General features: G+C 45.2%; 16 protein-coding genes. 15 read left to right on the top strand and 1 reads right to left on the bottom strand.

What is annotated here, in order from left to right; genetic code table 11:
* Positions 1-84: 84 nt before the first annotated feature.
* From wbaP to WCL58_RS04820, 4 genes are all read left to right on the top strand, one after another.
* Positions 85-1,518 carry an undecaprenyl-phosphate galactose phosphotransferase WbaP gene (gene wbaP, locus WCL58_RS04835; RefSeq protein ID WP_336850636.1) on the top strand — a complete coding sequence of 478 codons (1,434 nt, stop codon included), beginning with the start codon at positions 85-87 and terminating at the stop codon, positions 1,516-1,518.
* A 115-nt stretch (positions 1,519-1,633) separates the two neighbouring features.
* Positions 1,634-2,836: an EpsG family protein gene (locus tag WCL58_RS04830; protein ID WP_336850635.1), complete on the top strand. Its 1,203-nt coding sequence runs from the start codon at positions 1,634-1,636 to the stop codon at positions 2,834-2,836.
* 46 nt (positions 2,837-2,882) lie between these two features.
* On the top strand, positions 2,883-4,097 hold the full coding sequence (locus tag WCL58_RS04825; RefSeq protein WP_336850633.1) for a glycosyltransferase family 4 protein: 1,215 nt from the start codon (positions 2,883-2,885) through the stop codon (positions 4,095-4,097).
* Positions 4,098-4,137: 40 nt separating this feature from the next.
* Positions 4,138-5,130 carry a glycosyltransferase family 4 protein gene (locus WCL58_RS04820; protein ID WP_336850632.1) on the top strand — a complete coding sequence of 331 codons (993 nt, stop codon included), beginning with the start codon at positions 4,138-4,140 and terminating at the stop codon, positions 5,128-5,130.
* Between the two features lie 53 nt (positions 5,131-5,183).
* On the opposite strand, the gene WCL58_RS04815 is transcribed toward WCL58_RS04820, so the two are convergent.
* Complete coding sequence (locus WCL58_RS04815; RefSeq protein ID WP_336850631.1) at positions 5,184-6,368, bottom strand: cellulase family glycosylhydrolase; 1,185 nt, start codon at positions 6,366-6,368, stop codon at positions 5,184-5,186.
* Positions 6,369-6,625: 257 nt separating this feature from the next.
* Between WCL58_RS04815 and WCL58_RS04810 the strand changes: the two genes are divergently transcribed.
* From WCL58_RS04810 to galE, 11 genes are all read left to right on the top strand, one after another.
* Positions 6,626-7,705, top strand: a complete 1,080-nt coding sequence (locus WCL58_RS04810; protein ID WP_336850630.1) for a glycosyltransferase family 4 protein — start codon at positions 6,626-6,628, stop codon at positions 7,703-7,705.
* Between the two features lie 46 nt (positions 7,706-7,751).
* A complete protein-coding gene (locus tag WCL58_RS04805) occupies positions 7,752-8,948 on the top strand; it encodes a glycosyltransferase family 4 protein (protein ID WP_336850629.1) in 1,197 nt (398 codons plus the stop codon).
* A complete protein-coding gene (locus WCL58_RS04800; protein WP_336850628.1) occupies positions 8,935-9,765 on the top strand; it encodes a glycosyltransferase family 2 protein in 831 nt (276 codons plus the stop codon). The genes WCL58_RS04805 and WCL58_RS04800 overlap by 14 nt, the downstream gene beginning before the upstream one ends.
* Before the next feature lie 70 nt (positions 9,766-9,835).
* Positions 9,836-11,275, top strand: a complete 1,440-nt coding sequence (locus WCL58_RS04795) for an MOP flippase family protein (RefSeq protein WP_336850626.1) — start codon at positions 9,836-9,838, stop codon at positions 11,273-11,275.
* 491 nt (positions 11,276-11,766) lie between these two features.
* On the top strand, positions 11,767-14,757 hold the full coding sequence (locus WCL58_RS04790) for a beta strand repeat-containing protein (RefSeq protein ID WP_336850624.1): 2,991 nt from the start codon (positions 11,767-11,769) through the stop codon (positions 14,755-14,757).
* Positions 14,758-15,137: 380 nt separating this feature from the next.
* On the top strand, positions 15,138-16,904 hold the full coding sequence (locus tag WCL58_RS04785) for a type I secretion system permease/ATPase (RefSeq protein ID WP_047728091.1): 1,767 nt from the start codon (positions 15,138-15,140) through the stop codon (positions 16,902-16,904).
* A gap of 54 nt (positions 16,905-16,958) precedes the next feature.
* Positions 16,959-18,290, top strand: coding sequence for an HlyD family type I secretion periplasmic adaptor subunit (locus tag WCL58_RS04780; RefSeq protein ID WP_159317842.1), 1,332 nt, complete (start codon positions 16,959-16,961; stop codon positions 18,288-18,290).
* 2 nt (positions 18,291-18,292) lie between these two features.
* Positions 18,293-19,672 (top strand): TolC family outer membrane protein, encoded by a 1,380-nt coding sequence (locus tag WCL58_RS04775; protein ID WP_336850622.1) that lies wholly within the window; start codon positions 18,293-18,295, stop codon positions 19,670-19,672.
* 274 nt (positions 19,673-19,946) lie between these two features.
* Positions 19,947-21,371: a mannose-1-phosphate guanylyltransferase/mannose-6-phosphate isomerase gene (locus WCL58_RS04770; protein WP_336850620.1), complete on the top strand. Its 1,425-nt coding sequence runs from the start codon at positions 19,947-19,949 to the stop codon at positions 21,369-21,371.
* A 14-nt stretch (positions 21,372-21,385) separates the two neighbouring features.
* On the top strand, positions 21,386-22,759 hold the full coding sequence (gene cpsG / locus WCL58_RS04765) for a phosphomannomutase CpsG (protein ID WP_336850618.1): 1,374 nt from the start codon (positions 21,386-21,388) through the stop codon (positions 22,757-22,759).
* A gap of 144 nt (positions 22,760-22,903) precedes the next feature.
* On the top strand, positions 22,904-23,917 hold the full coding sequence (gene galE / locus WCL58_RS04760) for a UDP-glucose 4-epimerase GalE (protein WP_336850617.1): 1,014 nt from the start codon (positions 22,904-22,906) through the stop codon (positions 23,915-23,917).
* Positions 23,918-24,021: the final 104 nt, after the last annotated feature.

The following is a 24,021-nucleotide window of genomic DNA, read 5'->3' as shown; positions in this document are numbered from 1 at the left end:
TTTATAAGTTAGGTATATATTGAAGATAACAAAAGAGATTTGTTAGGGTCTCTGCTTATCTAGCATTTAGGGATGGGAAAGCTTATGAGTGCCATGAGTTACTCAAAAAAAACCAATTTAGTTAAAATTTTTTTGGCATTATCAGACTTTTTATTTTTTAATTTGTCATTGTTTATCGGTATATTTATCGTTGAGTTTTTTGGCGGTGACATAAATAATTTTTTACCTGAAACTGAAATGCCAGCAAGGCTTTTTACCCATATAATGCTTTCGCTGTTATGTGTGACATGGTTTTGGGTGCGGTTACGCCATTATACATATAGAAAACCATTCTGGTTTGAACTCAAAGAAATTCTCAGAACGCTTCTTATTTTTTCCGTCTGTGATCTGGCTCTCGTCGCTTTTTCAAAATGGCAATTTTCCCGTTATGTGTGGGTTTGTACGTGGACTCTTGCTTTGCTGATGGTTCCTTTTGCAAGGGCATGTACAAAACACTTCCTCAACAAAATTGGGTTGTGGAAGAAGCACACCGTCATTATTGGTGCAGGGAAGAATGCACGGGATGCCTATGCAGCTTTGCAAAGTGAAGAGGTCATGGGATTTGCCATTACGAGCTTTTTCTCACCGACTCCAGATTCCAAAAAAGAACTATTGGGTATTCCTATTGTATATGATGAGGATAAGTTATGGGCACAGTGTGACCCGGCGACGACTCAATTTATAGTGGCATTAGAGTTTGAGGAAAATATAATCCGAGACGAATGGTTAAAACGATTGACAACGCATAATTGTCGCTCCGTTTCGGTCATTCCAACACTTCGCGGTGTTCCGCTGTATGGCACTGATATGTCGTTCATCTTTAGCCATGAAGTGATGATATTAAGGGTGAATAATAATTTGGCGAAAAGGACCTCACGTTTTTGCAAACGTGTTTTCGATATTATTGGTTCAGCGAGTATAATTGTTTTGCTCTCACCGGTTCTGGCCATTTTAGCTTATCTCGTTTCAAAAGATGGCGGTGCTGCCATTTATGGACATGAAAGAGTTGGGCACAATGGTAAAAAATTTAAATGTTTGAAGTTCCGTTCGATGGTTGTAAACTCGCAGGAAGTATTGCAAGGACTTTTAGAGAACAATGCCGAAGCCCGAGCAGAATGGGCCAAGGATTTCAAGCTGAAAGATGATCCCAGAATAACTGCTGTGGGTAAATTCATTCGCAAGACGAGTCTTGATGAATTACCCCAACTCTTTAATGTAATAAAAGGCGAGATGAGTTTGGTTGGACCTCGACCTATTATTGAAAAAGAACTGGAGCGCTATGCCGGCGATGTAGATTATTATCTTATGGCAAAACCAGGCATGACGGGCTTATGGCAGGTGAGTGGCCGCAATGACGTTGACTATGAAACACGAGTATACTTTGATGCATGGTATGTGAAAAATTGGTCAATGTGGAATGATATTGCGATTTTATTTAAAACTATTGGGGTCGTGGTCAAGAGAGATGGTGCTTATTAGTGTGGCTTATTGATTTTCAGGAGGCCATAAATTGTAAACAATGCTCGCTTACTACCCCATAAAGTTGTGTTTTTCATTTTTGCTATGATGTGCAATAATAATTTAAGGCTGCATGATGAATGAAAGTTATCTTAAGCGATTCGAATTCTTATTTTATGCCTTCTTCTTAGTTTCTTTCTCTCTTCTTGCGGCTATTTCGCCCGTGCTTGGTTTTTATGTCCCGATAATATTCTTGGCATTGAACTTTGGAAGTAATAAAACATTCAGGATATTAATTTCAATAATAATATTGTATAGCAGCATGTTTGTCTTTGCATCAAGAAATATTGCCAGTGGTTCTATAAAAGATGACTTTGCCAATATATACTTTCCTGTATTTAATATGCTTACCCACGGAAGTACAATATTTTATTATCAATTCACTAAGGGGGCTGAATTCTTCCTGCCACTATATTTTAAAATAATCTATAACGTTTTTGGTATTTCTCAGCCAGTACCAATCATGGCTGCAGTTACCGCTTTGTGCTTAGGGTTGTTTTATATTTGGCTTGAAAAATATGGTTTGAAGAGTATTAGTGAAAATAAGCGCTCATTATGTGTTGCATCATCACTTGCCCTTTTGGTATTTGCTGTAACCACGCAAAATATGAGGCAGGCAATATCATGTGTTTTTTTGCTTTACGTTATAACTTTTTATTTTGAGCGAAAGTGGCTGCTATTTTCCGTATTCCTATTCTTGGCAACGATATCACATGTTACTGCTCTCTTAATATTTCCTCTGTTCGCTATCCTAATGGGGGAGAATGAAAGAAGGAAGAAGATACTTGCTGCCACAGCAGTATTTGTCTCGTTATTCTTTAACATCGTTATAGGCATTATAATCGCGAAAGGTTTGCTTGGAACTGCAACATATAAACTTCTATTTTATGCGGATGTAGACTCAGGTGATATGACACTTGGCTATCTGAAGTACTTATTTATAACGTGTGTTGTTGGTATTTTCTATTTCTCACCGGAGCATAAAAAATATAAAAGCCTTCTTTTCTATGGAACATTCATTTACTTCGTCTTAACGCCGATTCCGGTTGTTTCTCATCGATTGCTTTTGTTGATGGTTGCATTTATGAACGGCTACCTAATGTTTTTGGCATTTTTTAGGATGCTATGGGTCTATAGAATTATCTTAATAGGATATTGTGTCTATAGGACATTTAAAATAGGGCCTTATTTCTCACCTGATACTGGCGATGATAGCTTTATGAACCTTTGGTTTAGCTACCCTTGGGTAGGTGAAACTTTCTTATATTACCTGAAGTAGAAGTGATGGTTTTTGTAATATAAGGCAATACTTGGATTCAACTAAAATGAAAATTATCATTTTTAATACGCTCTATCACCCATACCAAATTGGTGGCGCGGAGCGCTCAGTGCAGCTTCTTGCCGAGAGTTTGAGTAACAATGGAGATGAAGTTACCGTTGTTAGCTTACATGATGGCAATGATGTGGAACAGGTCAATTATAACGGTGTGAATGTAGTAAAGTTGCCATTGTTGAACTCTTATTGGCCATGGGGGGAAGTACAGGGGAGAATAACGAAGCTATTTTGGCATATACGTGACATCTATAACAATAAAATGTTGGAGACAGTCAAAAATAAGTTTTCCAACGAAACCTATGATGTCGTACATACCAATAACCTTTGTGGATTTTCTGTAGCTGTGTGGGAATGGGCAAAACAAAGAAATTTTCCTATTGTACATACTGCACGAGATTACTATCTGATGAATCCTAATGCGAAATTATTTCGCAAAGGGGAAAATCATTCACCGAAAACAATTGATTCATTAATCTTCTCTTTCGTCAAGAGAAGAGAGGCGCGGAAAGTTACTAAGTTTGTGGGAATTAGTCAGTATATTAAAAAATTACATGTTCAAAACGGTTTTTTCAGGAATGAAATATCCGAAGTTATCTATAACAGTATTGATATAAAAAGAACTTCATGGCCGAATAAAAGAAAATATAAAGATGGTGGCAAGATTACTTTCGGATATTTAGGCAGGATAGAGGAAAATAAAGGAATTGAGTTTCTGCTTGATGCACTAGATAAACTGGACAGGGAAGATCTAAGTTTGCTAGTGGCCGGTAAGGGTGATGACGAATACCTACGATTTTTGGAAAGAAAATATTCAAAAATTAATTTTGAATTTATAGGCACAGTCAAGATTAATGATTTTTTCCCTCAAATAGATTACCTGATTACGCCATCATTGTGGCATGAACCATTTGGCCGAGTGGTTGTTGAGGCTAACTCATTTGGCGTTCCTGTCTTAGGTAGCAATCGAGGAGGGATCCCTGAAATCATTGTTGAGAACGAAACTGGGTTTGTATTTGATGCCGATGATCAATACTCACTAGTTACATTGTTGCAGAATGTTTTAATGTTGGACGATCATAAATATAGCGTATTATCAGAAAACTCTGTTTTGTTTTCACAAAAATTTTCGAGTGAAAATGTTATGAGAGAATATGTAAAGATTTATGATGATGCAATTAAATCGAACAGTGCTGAAAGAATGTAGAGTATTAAAAATCGTATTGGTTACTAGCGAGTGAAATTATATGATCGAAAAAGAGTTTATTTTTGATAACAGATGGATCGGCGAACATGGGATAGGCCGCTTTGCTAAAGAAGTGCAAAAAAGTAATTTAAAATTAGAAGAAATAAAACTAGCAGGAAACCCTGCGGGGAAATTGGATGTACTGAAGTTAACGCTTTTTTTACTTGTTAATAAAAATAAATATTATTTTTCCCCTGGATATAACGCCCCTCTTTTATGTGCAAAGCGCTCTATTATTACTGTGCATGACCTGAATCATATTGATATAGATTCAAACAGTTCTTTTTTGAAAAGAGTTTACTATAACTACGTTTTAAAAAGAGCGTGTAAAAATGCACTTATAGTTTTTACTGTGTCAAAGTTTTCTAAGAAAAGAATTGTTGAATGGTCAGGTACCAGCGAAGAAAAAGTTATTGTCGTTGGAAATGGCGTATCAGATGAGTTCAATAAAAATGCAGTCGCGTATAAAAATGTGTCACCTTATATTCTGATGGTTGGGAATAGAAAGGAGCATAAGAATGAAGATATGGCATTGCTTGCTTTTTTAAAAGCAAAAATCTCTACTAATTATCAATTATTGCTGACTGGTGATTCATCACCAAAGTTGACTGATATTTTGGATAAGAATAACGCTTCTGATAGAGTAAGATTTCTTGGTAAAGTTACAAATAAAGAGTTAGCGTCCTTGTACAAAGGGGCTACTTGCTTACTTTTTCCTTCTCTATACGAGGGGTTTGGGCTGCCTGTTATTGAGTCCATGGCTTGTGGAACACCCGTTATTACTTCTAATACGACTTCTTTACCAGAAGTTTCAGAAGATGCTGCCTTACTAGTTAGTCCCAATGATTTAAATGAGATAACTGGCGCAATTGAAAAAATTGTCAATGATGCAGACATCCGCGATTCAATGGTGGCAAAAGGATATAAACAGGCTGCGAAATTTCAGTGGTCAGAAACGCGGGGCATTATAGAGAATGCAATTAATCGCCTTTAGCTAGAGAAGAACAAATTAAGGCCCTGCTAAGGCAGGGCCCTTTGAATATTGACTTACATTGAGCTTAGGCTTGTCAAAAAATCATTGAACTCGTTAACATTGATTGGATGATATTTTCTCCAAGAGATTTGCGCTTGCTTGTTTGTCGGTGAAACTATCGATATGGTGATAATTCCTTTGCTGCTTTCACTTTCTGTAAATCGATAGGAATCATCTTTAACAACTCTGGCGAGTTCTTTTACTGAAACAGCAGATTTTTTCGGTATATTCGTGGTGCTGAAGAAACCATAGTTATTTTCTGGCTCATCCTTATTGCTGCCATCGTCAATGAGATCATACCACCAAAGTCCCTTGATATAAGGTTTACTTCTGGCTAGCATAGTGAATTTTATTATATTCTGGGCAACACCATCTTGAGATAGGTCCTTGACATTATACATTGTAGGGTAGCCATTTTCGCTGATATATATATCTTTAGGCTTGCCAGTTTTGTTAACAATAAGTTTTTCAACTTTTTCTATTTCTTCAATTCCTCTTTCCGGAGGTTTAGTTCCAGGGGTCGAAATTCTTGTTGAGTAAGCATGGACTGAGATGGCATCAGAATAATCCAGGATGCCATTGTCAATTAGCCCGTCAAGCCATGTCATATATTTGGGGATGGTAGGGTTTATTGAGCCAACCATGACTATTGCGTTAGGATCGTTTTGCTTTATTCTTTTATAGCTTTCTCGTGCTAATGCCGTGTAAACTAAAGGATCTTCTGGTGGAGTTGAATTCTTCTTTACACCTGTTCCTTGCAGCCATTCATTCCAGATTTCATAGTATCTCACTTTGCCTTTATAGTGATGGGAAACCCAGCTAGCATAATTTGCGAAGGCATTGATCTGGTCTTGAGTATATGGATAGCCTGATGGCGTATATAGCTCATTGCCGTAGTCCAGCACAAGCAGCGCAGTTGTTGACTTGTCTTTGCTGATTATTTGTAACAGCTCATTAATTTTTCCAAGTGGACCCTGAATTGAGTACATTCCTTTTTCTTTTTCAGTGCTGTTCCAGCTAAAGTCGGTTCTAAATGAGTTAAACCCATACTGTTTTGCTAGATTTACATAGTTTTCCGTAGGCGCACTGAATTCCGCTGGATGAACGCCGATACCCAATTCGAAGGCGTATGCAGTGCTGCATGCAAGGCTTAATCCCAGCACAGTTAAGATATTTACATGAAGCAACGATTTTCTCATGACTAGCTCCAATTGTGTTACTATTTAGTTATAGCAATACGAGTATATGATTCACTCTCTAACATGGCAAATGACACTGAAGAGTATTTTAAAAGTAAGTATTAATAGTGAATACAAATTATTACTTTCTCTCGTTATTTGATGTTCCGACTAGCGTTAGAGCAATTTGTGTGGACATATGATATCTTTATGTGTCAAAGCTTTTTTTAGATTGATGTTGGCAATAGTAAATCTTACCAAGCTTCAGAGGCCGTTCGATGCTATATGTTAATGCTCGGTTTTTAACACAAGAAGTTACTGGCGTGCAGCGGTTTGCAGAGATGATTTCTCTAGAACTTTCTCGTTTAAAGAAAGATATATGTTTCTTATGCCCTCCTGGAATTTTGAGGCTTGGCACAGCAGAAAAATTGAATGTTAAGATTATCGGCCGTTTCTCGGGACCTTTATGGGAGCAGATTGAATTACCTAATTTTCTTAAAAAACTTGACAATCCTCTTTTGTTAAATTTAGGGAGTACTGGGCCCGTTTTCTATGAAAATAAAATAGTCACTCATCATGATGTATCATATCTTAGGTATCCTAGAAGTTACTCTAAGTCGTTCGTTTTTTTTTATAAATTGATCATTCCTTTAATGGTGAAAAGATCAAAGCATCTTATTACTGTTAGTGAGTTTTCAAAGTCTGAAATAAATCAAGCATATAAAACCGAGCTAAGTAAAATATCTGTTATCTATAATTCAGCAAATGTTTTATTTGAGCCTAAACAAAGTTTAGAGCGTAATGATAATCAGGAAGTATATCTACTAGCTGTCTCTTCTCCTAATTACCATAAGAACTTCCATGGTATGTTGGACGCATTCTTGAGTGCAATGGAGAGAGTAAGTTGCAGCAATATTATAAAACTTAAAATTATCGGCGCCTCTTCCTCCGTATTTTCAAAACCAAAGTACCAGCGGAACAAATACTCTAATAATGTAGAGTTTATTGGTAGGGTCGATGATAAAAAGCTTGCAGGACTCTATCAGAATGCTCTGGCTTTTATTTTTCCTTCTTTTTATGAAGGGTTTGGCATTCCACCTCTAGAAGCTCAGGCGTCTGGCTGTCCTGTTATTGCATCAAATAAGGCTGCTATCCCGGAGGTTCTTGGTAACAGCGTATTATATTTTAATCCCGATAGCTGTGTGGACATTAGTGATGCAATGGTGAAAATTATTGAAAATCCGGATTTACGCAGTTCATTGATTTCGCTAGGTCTTGAGAATGTGCGCAGATTTTCTTGGGAACAATCTGCTCGTAAAGTTATAACTCTTGTGAATAACATTGAAGAAAGTTATTAATATTGCTTTTTAATTGAAGTTTAATTACAGGTTTTAAGGGTTTTTTATGTCAAAGGATTTAAATGTCGGTATTGTTGCTGATTGGTTGGTCAGTTATGCCGGGGCTGAGAAGGTTATTTCAGAGTTTATTGATATTTTTCCTGAATCAGAGCTCTATTCAGTTGTTGATTTTCTTTCCGATAAATCACGAGAGCTTTTTAATAATAAAAAAGCCAAAACTACATTTATCCAAAACTTACCGTTCGCGCAGAAGAAGTATCAAACCTATCTGCCACTTATGCCACTTGCTATTGAGCAGTTAGATGTTTCTAAGCATGATGTAATATTGTCTAGCAGCCATGCAGTCTCAAAGGGAGTACTTACTGGTCCTGATCAATTACATATTAGCTATGTGCACTCTCCAATTCGTTATGCTTGGGATCTGCAGCATCAGTATTTGAACGAGTCAGGTATGAGGAAAGGGCTTAAAAGCATGTTGGCCCGTTTCTTACTCCACAAAATTAGAATGTGGGACTATCGAACTGCAAACGGAGTTGACCATTTTATTGCTAATTCTCAATTCATTGCAAGAAGAGTAAAAAAGGTCTATGGCCGTGAGGCCGATGTAATATATCCGCCCGTAGATGTGGAGCGTTTTTCTTTGGTGTCAAAAAAAGATAACTATTATTTCACTGCCTCTCGGATGGTACCATATAAGAGAATAGACCTCATTGTTGAGGCTTTTAGCCATATGCCGGATAAAAAATTAGTTGTCATCGGCGATGGTTCAGAAATGAAAAAGATAAAGTCTAAGGCAAGTGGGAACATCGAAATTCTTGGTTATCAAAGTAATGATGTTATGAAAGAACATATGCAAAATGCGAAAGCATTTGTTTTCGCCGCTGAAGAAGATTTCGGTATCACGCCTGTTGAGGCGCAGGCCTGTGGTACGCCTGTGATAGCTTTTGGAAAAGGCGGTTCGTTAGAAACGGTACGACCTTATGGCATTGATAATGCTACGGGTTTCTTCTTTAGAGAGCAAACTATTGCTTCGATCGTAGATGCCGTCTCGCAATTTGAAAATCATGTTGACGCTGTTTCTCCTGACGCTTGCAGAAACAATGCGATGAGATTTTCTTCGGCCAGGTTCAAGCAAGAAATAGCGCAGTATATAAACGAAAAATATGAATTATTCAAAGACGAAAAAAAATCGTTTATTAATTATCACGGAATGTTAAGTAGAGGACTTTATGCTGGTTGTTAATTTAACGACAACATCTGGACGATTAGATTTATGTGCGGTTACTCTTTGGTCCCTCATTCATCAAGAGTTGTTGCCCGATCGAATTGATTTATACATATCTCATGATGCTTACATGGCTGATAATGGAATAGATAGTCTCCCTGATTGGTATGATAAATTAAATAATATAAAAAGAATTATTAATATTAAGTACGTCGAAAACACTGGTCCCTACCGGAAGATTTTTCCTGCATTGGCAGAGTGCGCTCAAGATGACATATTGGTTTATGCTGATGATGATGTTGTATATGGTAGGTGTTGGTTAAAAACATTAGTTTCTACTTTTAATAGATTTAATGGTGAGGCTGTTGTTGCGGCCAGAGTCAGAATTAAAAATAAGAATTTATTTGGGCGGTACCAGAGTTATAATCGATACGCAGTCTCTCTTTCCGAGCGGGAGATGTCTAATGATTTTATTATTACCGGTGTGGGAGGATGTGTTCTCAAAAAGGAACATGTGCGTGAATCCTTCATAAATAATCGCGAATTTATCAATATCGCTCCGCGTACTGATGATCTTTGGATCAGTAAATTACTTGAACTCTCGGGAAGTAAGGTTGTTACTTGTCCTAAAGCTCTCGTACATGTCATGGAAATTCAGCACTCGAATGATGCGCTGAGCCAAACAAATAATATTATTTTTAAGACTAAAGGATTCTCTAAATTTATGGTGAAGGTTAAGAATTTGATTTTTGGTTATTTTGGTGTTTCTCTTTCTAACAATGATCAGATTATGCGTAAGATTGATGCATATTTTTCCATAGAAAGAAAAAGCTGATTGATTTAGTGTCTTTATACTTTATTTCTGCCATCACTGATAAGTTTTTTTCGTAATTCAAGAGGGCCTTATGGGGTTATTTAATAACGTCAAATGGGTTACCATATCTCAATTGATAAAAGTCGTTTGTCAGCTTTTAGGTATGATTATCTTCTCTAGGTTTTTGACCCCTGGAGAGATAGGCGTGATGTCAATGACGCTGATTGTTGTCAACTTCGTAAATGTTTTACGGGATATGGGTTCATCGGCGGCTATAATACAAAGAGATGAACTTACCGACAGTCTCAAATGTAGTGTGTTTTTTCTCAACTTATCCCTAGGCATTTTTTTGTTTATTATAGCTTTTTCACTCTCTGGTGTTATAGCCGACTTCTTCAAAGAGCCGGAGCTGGCAGACACAGTGAAAATAGTAGCGATTGCCTTCCCTATTAATAGCATGACAGCAGTACATCTTGCTTTACTTGAGAGAGAGTCAAAATTTAATAAAACAGCTGTGGTTGAAATTACTGCCTCGATATTGGCCCTTGTTATGGCTGTTTTTTTTGTCATATATGGAGCGGGTGTTTACAGCTTAGTTATTCAAACTGTATTGTATGCGATAATAAGTGCACTAGGTTTTTGGATCTATTCTGGATGGTTTCCTAAATTTAAATTCAAATTTGATGATGTTCGGTCAATTTTCAGGTTTAGTTCTAATTTAGTGGGCTTTAATTTTATAAATTATTTTTCACGAAACTCGGACCAAATAATTATCGGTCGTTCCTTTAATTCAGCTGTGTTAGGCCAGTATTCCCTTGCGTATAGGGTAATGCTATTTCCAATACAGAATATAACATTTGTACTAACGCGCTCTCTTTATCCTGTATTAAGTCGACTGCAGGAAAATAATACTGAGGCAGTTGCTACTTATTTTAAAGTAATTAAAACGATAGCTATTGTTATTCCCCCATTAATGCTAGGAATGGCGGTGGTAAGCCATGACTTTGTGCTCATTGTTTTTGGGTCACAATGGACCATGGTGGCTAATATGTTAATTTGGTTGGCCCCAGTTGCAATAATGCAGTCTATGGTAAGTACTACGGGGTCGGTCTTCATGTCTCGAGCGAGGACGGATCTCCTTTTAAAGATTTCCTTGTATAACTCCATCTTACAGGTAGGAGCATTCGTTGTAGGTGGTCTATTTAGTATTGATGTCCTCATAAAACTTTATCTTATCGCAAATGTTTTTATGTTTGTGCCAAATATGTACTTGGCTGTAAAGGAAATTGGGGGGGGCTTCATTTCTTTTCTTTCCGTGATAATTCGTCCACTGTTGGCGGCTGCGGTGATGGCAGTACTTTTGATGGTTCTATCTGATTATATTGATTTTTATTCCATGGAAAGTGTATCTGCGCTTATTCTGAAAGTGGTTTTAGGTATATTGCTCTACTGTGTTTCAATTCTTATTTTTGAATGGAAGCTTGCGTCAAGTTGGCTAAAATCCAGGAAGATGAAAAGTCTTGATTTTTAACCGATTGTAATATTGGCGTTTTCTGTAAGAGTTTACCGTGGTGTTTGTATTTTTACATAAAAGTTTATTATAAACACCACTTTTCATTCCTTGTTTAGTTACTATTTTATATCCTGCACCATATCTTAACTTCCTCAAAAAATGTATTTAGGTAAAAAATCCTATACATCTCAATATCTTCGCGTTTCCCTCATGGACTTTTTAAAATATTCCCTGCCTATCTCTTTGAATTAAGTTGTTTTTTGGCTTTGACATCCTTGATAATGTTGCTAATTAAACTTTTTCAACAGAAATTATTTTGTTTTTTTATTTTTTACCTCAAGCTTAACTCATTGTATATTCTGATTATTTTAATTTCTTTTGGCTCGCATTGACAATGCCAAAACTATGAACTGTACTCACTTTGGCTGCCATCTCATCTTTTGTGGCATCTCTTTTTGTTTATTTTATGGCTTCTTAACAGTTTTACCTATATCTCGCAGGGGGATTCTATGTCGGGGTTAGCATATCAGCAACAAGCCGCAGCTATTCTTTATGCCGTATTGGGGACTAAAGCTACTATTTCTGCTTTTGATCAAGTTGGGGCGCAGTTTGAGAGTGGTACTCTTTCTAGCAGCGCATATGTTCAGAATTTGCTTTCTTCTTCGCAAGGAGTGGCCTTATATCAAGGGAAATCAACCTCAGACGTTGTTCAGGCTATCTATACAACTGTTTATGGGCAGGCGCCTTCTGCCGCTGAGTTATCAAACCTCCTTTCGCTAGGTTCTCTCCCTGTTATCTTGTCTTCTGTTATTAATAATGTATTGAATTACAGTGGTTTTGATGCTACTCAACTTGCCGCACAAGATTCTTTTACGAACACTATTAATACTATTCTTTATCCTTCTGTAAATGCTGCCGCAGCTCCTGGGGCCGCTGATGTTCAAGGCCTTTTCTACGTTTTTGGCATGGGAACAACGACCGATGCTTTAAATACATATGGTGCGGCCATTGCATCTGGCGCTCAAACCGTTTCTGATGTTGCTGCTGCAATAATAAATTCAAGAACGTATCTGTCCGGAATCAGTAATAGTGACTTTGTAGCACGTCTTTTCACTAATGGTTATCAGCGAACGCCTACTCAGACTGAATTAAATCAGTATCTGAGTGAGTTATCTTCAGGTACAACAAGAGCTCAGGTTGCCCTGGAGGTGATTGCTTCACTGAAAGGAACCGTTGCTTCTTCCGATGCAGCTGCTCAGGCCCACTTTAATGGCGCACTTGTAGTATATAACCCTGGTCAACTTGCCGGATTGTCTTATCAGGAACAAGTTTCTTCGATTTATTTAGCTGTTCCAGGTCGAGATATTGATGCATCTGGTGTAGATCCTTATTCGAAAAGCCTTGCAGCGGGTCAAACCTTTAATAGTTTAATCAGCACGCTTTTAGCTTCTTCCGAGTTTCAGCGTAAAGGAGCCCAGCTCACCGGTAACGACTTTATTCAGCATGTATATACAGCTGTTCATGGCACGGCTGCGACCGCGGCTCAGTTGGCCCAATACAGCGGGCTGGCAAACAACTCCTTAATCGTCAGTGCAATTATTAATGACCTCCGCACATCAGTAGCAACTGATAATGCGACCGTTACTCAACAGCATGCTTTCGAATATGATATTGGTAGCAGCTTACTTTACAAAACAGCGGCCACGCTTTCAGTCACATCTGGGGGAGGGAACGCTACTGGTACTGTAAATACTGGTGCTAGTCATACCCTGAGCAATGCAGAAACCGCTGTACTTGCTAACGCGGTATTGAACGCCAACGCCGCCAGCCTGGTCAACCTGCAGTTCGCCGATCATCTGGCTAACCTGACCATTAACGGCACCAGCGCTGCAACGGTCAACCTGTCTAACAACGGCGTCAACCCTGGCGTGGCGGTGACTGTCAACAACGGCAACGTCATTCTGAATGCCAGCTCCGGTTCAGACAACGTGGTCGTGACTTCGACGGCTAACATCGCGACCGGTACCGCACAGTTTAACCTCGGCGCCGGCAACGACAGCCTGCACTGGGCGGGTAACGCGGTCTCCGGCGGTGCGAACACCGTTGCCAATACCGTCAAGGCTGACGGCGGTACCGGCACGGATTCCATCTCTGCCAACTTCATCACCAAAACCGTCGTGACCAACCAGAACGCCCTGGGCGTTCGCACCAGCACCGTGACCAGCAACGCCAACAACTTCTCGAACTTTGAGCAGATTGATCTGACCGGTTATATCGGTAAGTCTGTCGGTACGCTGATTACGACACCGCTGATTGGTTCACCAACCACCACCAGCGTCACTACGCCAACCAACACCTTCGACTTTGGCCTGACCAACGGCACGTCTACGGTCGAAGGCACTACGGGCGGCACGGTCACCCAGAACGCAGCGGCGACCAACCTGGGGGCACAAGGGTTCGTGATCTCTGGCCTGGCTAACGTCAACGTCATCAATGCCGCCGGCGGCAATGCCGCGCAGCTGGAGGTGAAAGGGGACGCGACCTCCGCCAGTACGCTGAACTTTACCTTCGTCCAAAACGCCACCGACCACTTCAACATCAACTTTGATGCGGTGAGTTCGGCGAACGTGAATGCCGGCGCCATCAGCCTGAACAGCAGCAGCAGTGCGCTGTTGGGCACCGCGCTGACGACGGTGAATGTGGCTTCCGGCGGTACCGGCTCGTTCAACAACATTCTGTCCCTGGCTGGCACCAATGCGCAGGTTCAGACCGTCAACGTGACCGGTGACCATGCGCTGAACTTGACGTTGGGCAGCGGCTTCAGCAACGTTCGTGACGTTAACGCCTCTACCAATACCGGCGGTTTGAACCTGGATTCAAACCATGCGGGTACCGGTGACGGTATTATCGTGCAGCTGTTGAACGCGTTGCCACTGAGTGCGGTTACCACCGCATTGCTGACTCCGCTGTTGAACACGCTGGGTCTGAACGGTTACCAACTGACGGTAGAAGGGACGTCGACGGCCGACAGCTTCAACGTACTGGGTAACACCACGTTGACCGGCGGCACCGGGGCAAATATCTACGATCTGAAATCCAGTACTTCGCAGGCGGGGGTCACCATCACCGACTTCAGCACCGCGAAAGACAAAATCGTGGATGCGGCCTCCGGCCTGACCCTGTCCAACACCGGTACCGCGGTGGCGGATTACGGTACTCGCGCTTCAGATACGTTGGATGCGCTGTTGGGGTCGCTGGTTGGCGGTCTGACTACCGGCGTTGTCGGTCTGTTGGGCGGCATCCTGGGCCTGAGCAATCCTAACTCGCTGACGGCGAAGGTGGGCGTGGCCTCGGTGGTGTTCAGTGGTACAGGTAACAATGCTGACTCCTATGTGATTATTGACAATAACAATAACCACACGCTGGATGCTAACGATACCGTCATTTACCTGACGGGCCAGAACCACCAGCAATTGGTGGATACTCTGCACTACGCCTAAGGGTAAACCACAATAATCAATAATTCCCTATGGAACTATTGAGGTTTAAATAATGCGGGGGAGGTTATCCCCCCGCATGTTTAAATTTGTGAGCGGCATCATCCTCTCTAAGTTATTCCATTTCGTTATCTTCCCGCTGCTTTTTCATTTTCCCGTATCATTCTGTTTTATCATGTTTTTTCAATGCACGATGACCGGCTTTTTTTTTATACCCTACCTTGCCGGTTTTCACTTTCTCTACCTATAGTTAACAAAAGTATCTGCAGTCTCGGGCATTTCTTTGGGGTGAGTCTTCTCGGGGTAATTCTTTTTTAGGAATTTCTTTAGGGAAGGGGTCAATGCGGATTGGACTGACAGTGCACATGATGTAAGGGCAGAACGTGAATCAATTTATCCCGCGCAACGAAATTGCGGATGTTATACGGACGCGCAGTAAAGTCTTCTGGACCGTTGGCATATTCACTGCGTTTATTAACCTGTTAATGCTGGTGCCTTCCATTTACATGCTCCAGGTTTACGACCGGGTGCTTCCTTCGCGCAATGAAATCACGCTGTTAATGCTGACGCTGATCATGCTGGGTATGTTCGGCATGATGTCTTTGCTGGAATACGTGCGCAGCATGGTGGTGATCCGCATCGGCAGTCAGCTGGATATGCGCCTCAATACGCGCATCTATACGGCGGCTTACGAGGCGAATTTAAAGAACGGATCTTCTGATGCCGGCCAGATGCTGAGCGATCTGACCAACGTGCGTCAATTCTTGACCGGCAGTGCGCTGTTCGCCTTCTTCGATGCGCCCTGGTTCCCTATTTATCTGCTGGTGATTTTCCTGTTTAACCCTTGGCTGGGGCTGTTCGCGCTGGTGGGCTCCTTGCTGTTGATCGCCCTGGCGGTGATCAACGAAGTGGTGTCGAAGAAACCGTTGGCGGATGCCAGCCGGCTTTCAATCATGTCGGGCAATCTGGCCAGCACCAACTTGCGCAATGCCGAAGTGATTGAAGCGTTGGGGATGTTACCCAACCTGAAGGGGCGCTGGTTCAGTTTGCATCAGCGCTTCCTGAACAGCCAACGTATCGCCAGCGAACGGGCATCACGGGTCACGTCGATCACGAAGTTTGTGCGTCTGTCGCTTCAGTCGCTGGTTTTGGGCCTGGGGGGCTGGCTGGCGATCGATGGGCACATCACGCCGGGCATGATGATCGCCGGTTCCATTTTGATGGGGCGCACGTTGGCGCCTATCGAGCAGGTGATTAACGTTTGGAAAAGCTGGAGCTCCGCCAAACTGGCTTACCAGCGCCTGGTGCGTTTGTTGGAGCAGCATCCGCCGCGTGGTACCGCCATGTCGCTGCCGCGCCCGGAAGGGGTGATTTCCGTTGAAGGGGTGACCGCGACGCCGCCCGGCTCGAAGGGGAGCGCGGTGTTGCATAACGTCAGCTTCGCCATTCAGCCGGGAGACGTGCTGGGGATTATCGGGCCAAGCGCCTCCGGCAAGTCGACGTTGGCGCGTCTGCTGGTCGGCATCTGGCCGGTCAGCGAAGGCATCGTGCGCCTGGACAACGCCGACATCTACCAGTGGAACAAGGACGAGCTGGGGCCTTACATCGGCTATCTGCCGCAGGATATTGAGCTGTTCGCCGGCAGCATCGCGGAGAACATCGCCCGCTTCAACGAGCTGGACTCGGAGAAAGTGATCGAGGCCGCCAAGTTGGCCGGGGTGCATGAGCTGATTCTGCGCTTCCCCAATGGCTATGATTCGGTTATTGGTAGCGGGGGCGCCGGGCTTTCCGGCGGTCAGAAGCAGCGTATCGGTTTGGCGCGCGCGCTGTATGGCGATCCTTCTCTTATCGTGCTGGATGAACCCAACTCCAATCTGGACGATGCCGGCGAGCGGGCGTTGAACCAGGCCATTACGTTCCTTAAACAGCGGAATAAGACGGTGATCCTGATTACGCACCGCACCAATCTGCTGGCGATGACCAACAAGCTGTTGCTGCTGGTTAACGGGAACGTCAATGCGTTTGGCCCAACGCAGCAGGTGCTGCAGGCCTTGGCGAATGCGCAAAAAGCGCAGGTGCCTACGCAGGCGGTGCGTGCGGTGAACTCCGAGCCGGATGAAGGCGATGTTCCTAAAACTCAAATTAATTAAGCCGTGAACTGGCCTGGCGGCGCCGTTGCGTCGCCGGCAGTCAAAGGAGTTGGTATGTCTACGCATATTGGCGAGCCGAATGACTCGTACTCAGAACAGATCCCGCTGGATGAGCGCCGTTATACCCGTCTCGGGTGGTTGGCGCTGGGTGTGGGCGTGTTCGGTTTCTTGGCCTGGGCGGCGTTTGCACCTTTGGACAAAGGGGTCGCGTCGCCGGGATCGGTAACCGTTTCCGGCAACCGTAAAACGGTGCAGGCACCGGCCAGCGGCATCATCAAAAATATCGTGGTGAAAGACGGCGACAAGGTGAAAGCCGGCGAAGTCCTGGTGCAGTTGAGCCAGGTGCAGGCACAGGCGCAGGTCGATTCGCTGCGCGATCAGTATTACACCACGCTGGCGACCGAAGGGCGCTTGCTGGCTGAACGGGACGGTCTGAGCAAGGTCACTTTTTCCCCTGTTTTCGCTCAGGTTAAGGCTCAGCCGCGTGTCGCGGAGATCATTGCGCTGCAGACGCAGCTGTTCGCCTCCCGTCGCCAAGGGCTGCAAAGTGAAATTGACGGTTATAAGCAGTCGATGGACGGGATCCGTTTCCAATTGAAAGGCCTGCAGGACTCACGTGCCAACAAACAGATCCAGCTCTCCAGCCTGCGTGAGCAGATGAACAGCATGAAACAGCTGGCGGCGGACGGTTACCTGCCGCGTAACCGCTATCTGGAAATTCAGCGCCAGTTCGCCGAGGTGAACAGCAGCATCGATGAAACCGTCGGGCGGATTGGCCAACTGCAAAAGCAGCTGCAGGAATCTCAGCAACGCATCGATCAGCGCTTCGCCGACTATCAGCGCGAAGTCAGAACGCAGCTGGCGCAAACCCAAATGGACGCCAGCGAGTTCCGCAACAAGCTGCAAATGGCCGATTTCGATCTGGGCAACACCGCCATCACCTCACCGGTGGACGGCACCGTGGTCGGATTGAATATCTTCACTCAGGGGGGCGTCGTGGGAGCGGGTGACCACCTGATGGACGTGGTACCCAGCCAGGCGACATTGGTGGTGGATTCTCGCCTCAAAGTCGACCTGATCGATAAGGTGTACAACGGGTTGCCGGTGGATCTGATGTTTACCGCCTTCAACCAAAACAAAACCCCGAAAATTCCGGGAACGGTCACGCTGGTTTCCGCCGATCGTCTGGTCGACAAAACCAATGGCGAACCTTATTACCAGATGCAGGTCACGGTCTCGCCGGAGGGCATGAAAATGCTCAGTGGCGAGGACATCAAGCCGGGGATGCCGGTGGAGGTGTTCGTGAAAACGGGGTCACGCTCGCTGCTGAGCTATCTGTTTAAACCTATTTTGGATCGCGCTCATACTTCATTAACCGAGGAATAATTTTGATTCATTCAAAACGACAGGCTGCCGGTCTGGTTATCGGCACCCTTTTGTTTGCGATGTCTGCGCCGGTTTATTCGATAGGGATTTTAGACGCATATTCGCTGGCATTAGAAAAGGACCCGACCTTCCGGGCGGCTATAAAAGAAAAAGAAGCGGGAGATGAGAACGAAAATATTGGCAGGGCGGGGCTGCTGCCGAAGGTATCGCTGAACTACCAGAATTCGCCGCGCAACTGGCAAACGCAGAAGTATCCGGCGAGTGACATTTTCGGCAACAGCCTTGGAGAGGCAACCAAGCGACAACAGTATCGCAGCCATTCCAGTTCGATAACGTTGACGCAGCCGCTGTTCGATTATGAGGCCTATGCGCGCTACAAAGGCGGCGTGGCGCAAACGATGATGTCGGATGAACGCTACCGCGGCAAACTGCTCGACCTGGCTGTGAGGGTGATCAGCGCCTATGTCGAAGTGGCCTATTCCAAAGATCAAATCGCCTTGGCCGAGGCGCAAAAAGCGGCCTATAAAGAGCAGCTGGCGTTGAACGATCGGCTGATGAGCGCGGGTGAGGGGACGTTGACCGACGTTTCCGAAACGCAGGCGCGCTACAGCCTGGCCGAGGCGCAGGTGATCGAGGCGCGCGACGCGCTGGATGCCGCGCAGCGCGAGCTGGAGGTGATCATCGGCGTGCCGTTGAATCAACTGGATGAGCTGCAGGCCCTACGGCCAGGCAAGTTCCAGGTGGCACCGCTGATCCCGTCGAAGTTCGAAGAGTGGCAAAAGATCGCCCTGGAGAATAACCCGGTGCTGGCGGCCTCGCGCCATGGCGTCGATGCGGCAAAATACGAGGTAGAGAGAAACCGCGCCGGCTTTATGCCGAACGTGCAACTCTATGCTTCGCATTCGGAGAACGATTCCAGCAGCGACAACACGGTTAACCAGAAATACCGAACCGACAGTATCGGGGTGCAGGTGAGTTTGCCGATATACTCCGGCGGCGGCGTGGCGGCCTCAACGCGGCAGGCGGCGGCACGCTACGGCCAGGCGATGGCTGAGATGGACACGCAGGTTGGCTCGACGCTGAACGATTTGCGCAAACAGTTCAATCTGTGCATCAGCAGCCGCGCCAAGCTGGCGGCCTACGAGCTGGCGGTGAAGTCGGCGACCACGCAGGTGACGGCGACCCGGCAGAGCGTCTTGGCGGGGCAGCGCGTCAACGTCGATGTGCTCAACGCCGAACAGCAGCTCTATAGCGCCCAGCGGGATCTGGCTTCTGCCAAGTACACCTACATCAAGTCCTGGATTACCCTGCTGAGCGACTCCGGCACGTTGGACGAGAAGGATGTGCTGCGCGTGGCGCAGTATTTCGCCCACAGTCGCTAACAGCATATTCACTATGAGCATTAATCTGAAAGAGCAGCACTGCGCTGCTCTTTTTTGCGTTAATACGTTATGTTATCGGCCGGTGCTTCCTTCAGTATTTATACTTGCCTGGTTTATTTCTATACATAAATTTCTTTTAAGGAACGGTAAGTTAGAGGGATGCATACTTTTCGTAAAATGCAATAATTGGTTAATTAACGTACGAAGTTTAGAATAATGCTGCTGATGTGTGGTGTTATCCTTATCAGAACGATGGCTGAGTAAAGGGTAGATAATGTCCAAACTAATTCCTGTGGTTATGGCCGGCGGTACTGGGAGTCGTCTATGGCCGATGTCGCGAGAATCGTTTCCTAAACAGTTTTTGTCTATTGATGACAGTGGCGTAAGCCTACTGCAACAGACGTTACAGCGTTTGTCAGGCCTGGCAGGCATTGAAGTTGTCGCCCCTCTGGTCATCTGCAACGAGGAACATCGTTTTTTAGTTGCTGAACAATTACGCGAAATTGGACAATTAGCGACCAATATTATTTTAGAGCCCGTAGGGCGTAATACCGCACCGGCAGTGGCGTTAGCCGCTCATCTTGCTGCTGAGGAAGACGAAGACAGTATGCTTCTGGTGTTGGCAGCAGACCATCTGATCACCAAAGTGGATAATTTTCACGCGGCTATCCAGACAGCTATCTCGTTTGCAGACAACAATCAACTGGTGACGTTTGGCATTATTCCTGAGCATCCTGAAACAGGCTACGGCTACATTAAGCGTGGCGAGCACCTTTCCGATGCGTGTTTCAAAGTTGATTCGTTCGTTGAAAAGCCGCGTTTGGAGAAAGCGATCGAATATCTCGCCAGCGGTGATTACAGCTGGAACAGCGGTATGTTTATGTTCAAGACCGCTAAGTTCCTGCAAGAACTGCGGCAGTTCAGTCCTGAAATTTTCAGCACAACGCAGCAGTCTGTGATCAATAGTCAGCGAGACATGAATTTTATCCGGGTTGAGCAAGACATCTTCAAACATTGTCCGAGTGACTCCATCGACTATGCGGTGATGGAAAAGACGCATGATGCGGTGGTGATTCCTATCGATGCGGGTTGGAGCGACGTCGGCTCCTGGTCCTCGTTGTGGGAAGTGTCAAAGAAGGATCATTTGGGTAATGTCAACGTGGGTGAAATTATCTCGATCGATTCTAATGACAACTACATTTCCTCTGAGTCTGCGTTGGTGGCGACAATAGGGTTGGAAAACCTTGTTGTGGTTAACACCAGTGATGCTCTACTGATTGCTCATAAAGACAAAGTGCAGGATGTTAAGAAAGTCGTTGATGAGCTTAAAAAGCGAAATCTTCACCATTTCCGCCAGCATTCAGCCTCTTATCGCCCCTGGGGAAAAATCTGCGACATCGACAGCGGCTCGCATTTCCAGGTGAAAAAGATCATTGTTCGCCCAGGTGAAGGTTTGTCAGTACAACGCCATCTCCACCGTGCTGAACATTGGGTGGTCGTGAGCGGGACAGCAAAAGTTAACGTTGATGATAAAGAGTTCTTCTTATCGGAAAATCAGTCCACCTTTATTCCTGCGGGGAGTGTCCATACGTTGGAAAACCCCGGCAAAATCGATTTGGAAATGATTGAGGTCAGATCAGGCCGCTATTTGGAAGAAGATGATATTGAACGCTTACAAGATCGCTATGGCAGAGTTTAAAAAAGGGTTGGGCAATGCAAAAGTTGACGTGTTTTAAGGCGTACGACATCCGGGGGAAATTGGGCGAAGAGCTTAACGAGGACATCGCGTACCGTATTGGGCGCGCCTACGGCGAGTTTTTGCAGCCTAAAACTATCGTATTGGGCAGTGACGTGCGGTTGACCAGCGAAAGTTTGAAGCTGGCGTTGGCGAGAGGCTTGCAGGATGCGGGTACCGACGTGATCGACATCGGCTTAACCGGTACCGAAGAAATCTATTTCGCCACGACTTATTTGAAAACGGATGGTGGCGTGGAGGTGACCGCCAGCCATAACCCTATCGATTACAATGGTATGAAGCTGGTGCGCGAAGGATCTCGCCCGATTAGCGGCGATACCGGATTACGGGCTATTCAAGAACTGGCGGAGAACAACCAATTTGATGCACCAGCAGCAACGCGCGGCAGCTATGCCCGCCAGGATGTGTTGGGGGCTTACGTTGAGCATATTCTCTCCTATGTCGATGTAAAAAACTTCAAACCGTTAAAGTTGGTGATCAACTCGGGCAACGGGGCGGCGGGGCATGTGATCGATGCTATTGAAGCGCAACTGAAGGCGCGGGGCGTGCCGCTGGAGTTTATCAAGGTGCATCACCAGCCGGACGGCACTTTCCCTAACGGTATTCCCAACCCATTGCTGCCTGAGTGTCGCGCGGATACCGCGGATGCGGTGCGTGAGCATGGCGCTGATATGGGCATTGCGTTCGACGGTGATTTCGATCGCTGCTTCCTGTTCGATGAAAAAGGCGATTTCATCGAGGGCTATTACATCGTCGGCCTGCTGGCGGAAGCCTTCCTGCAGAAACAGCCAGGGGCGAAGATCATCCACGATCCGCGTCTGAGCTGGAACACCGTCGATGTGGTCACCGGTGCCGGCGGCGTACCTGTGATGTCGAAAACCGGCCATGCTTTCATTAAGGAACGCATGCGTGCGGAAGACGCCATTTATGGCGGAGAGATGAGCGCTCACCACTATTTCCGTGATTTTGCTTATTGTGACAGTGGCATGATCCCGTGGCTGCTGGTCGCTGAGTTGGTCAGCGTGAAGGGACAAACTCTGGGACAGCTGGTACAGGATCGCATTGCCGCCTACCCGTCTTCCGGTGAGATCAATATCAAACTGGCTCAGCCGGCCGTGTCTATCGAAAGCGTTAAGCAACACTATTTAGCGCATGCCGACGAGGTGGACTATACCGATGGCATCAGCATGACGTTTGCAAACTGGCGTTTCAATCTGCGTTCCTCCAATACGGAACCGGTGGTGCGTCTTAATGTCGAATCGCGTGCTGATGTTGCGCTGATGCAAGAGAAAACTGATGAAATTCTTGCGCTGCTCGCTGCAAAAATTTAACGCTTAGCATATTGAAGAGTCCAGGATGAGGGCGGCTTTTGCCGCTCTCTCTTCATGGTGCGCTCAGAAGGTTGTACGATACATCCATTATCAATGGGGTGTTTTTGGCAAACCAAGGGTGTTGCCGAAGTATAAGGGGTTGATATGGCAATTCTAGTTACCGGTGGTGCCGGTTACATTGGGTCTCACACCGTTTTATCTCTGTTGGAACGTGGCGAAGACGTGGTGGTATTGGACAATTTGTCGAACTCTTCTGCCGAGTCATTAAGCCGCGTGGAAAAGCTTACGGGGAAATCCGCCGTGTTCTATCAGGGGAACGTCCAGGATGCTGAATGCCTGCATCGCATCTTTGGTGCGCATGAGATCACTGCCGTGATCCACTTCGCCGGCCTCAAGGCCGTCGGGGAGTCAACGCGCAAACCTCTCGAATATTATCAGAATAACGTCACCGGCACGCTGGTGCTGTTGGATGCGATGCGCCGTGCCGGCGTACATGATTTCATCTTCAGTTCCTCCGCCACCGTTTATGGGGCCAATTCGCCGGTGCCTTACGTCGAGACGACACCGATCGGCGGCACGACCAGCCCTTATGGTACGTCCAAGCTGATGGTAGAGCAGATCCTGCAAGATTTCGCTAAGGCAGAACCGCAATTTTCGATCATTGCCTTGCGTTACTTTAACCCGGTGGGTGCCCATGAATCGGGTTTGATTGGTGAAGACCCCAACGGTATTCCCAATAACCTACTGCCGTACATCTCTCAGGTGGCTATCGGCAAGCTGGAGAAGTTGGGTATTTTCGGCGGTGACTATCCAACGAAAGACGGCACGGGAGAGCGTGATTACATTCACGTCATGGATTTGGCCGAGGGCCATCTGAAAGCGATGGACCATTTGGCGAAGATCAACGGATTTAAAGCTTATAATCTGGGGGCCGGTGTAGGGCATTCGGTGCTGGCGATGGTTCAGGCATTTGAAAAAGCGTCCGGCGTAACGATCCCTTACCAGATACTGCCTCGCCGCGACGGCGATCTGCCTGCTTTCTGGGCGAACGCCGATCTGGCTTATCAGGAGTTGGGCTGGAAAGTTCGTCGGGGTATCGATGACATGATGCGCGACACCTGGAACTGGCAGAAAAAAAATCCGCAAGGGTATAAGTAAGAATACTGATATAAAGTTAAACAATGAAAAGCCCACATTAAGCTGTGGGCTTTTTCGTTGTTATCTGTGGCGAAAGAGGGAAACGTAGCTTTAGTAATTAGCAA

Origin of the sequence: Serratia sp. TMDUHS_CL (assembly GCF_037137105.1) — a bacterium.
Taxonomy (GTDB): domain Bacteria; phylum Pseudomonadota; class Gammaproteobacteria; order Enterobacterales; family Enterobacteriaceae; genus Serratia; species Serratia nevei.
This window is presented reverse-complemented; position numbering and strand designations above follow the sequence as displayed.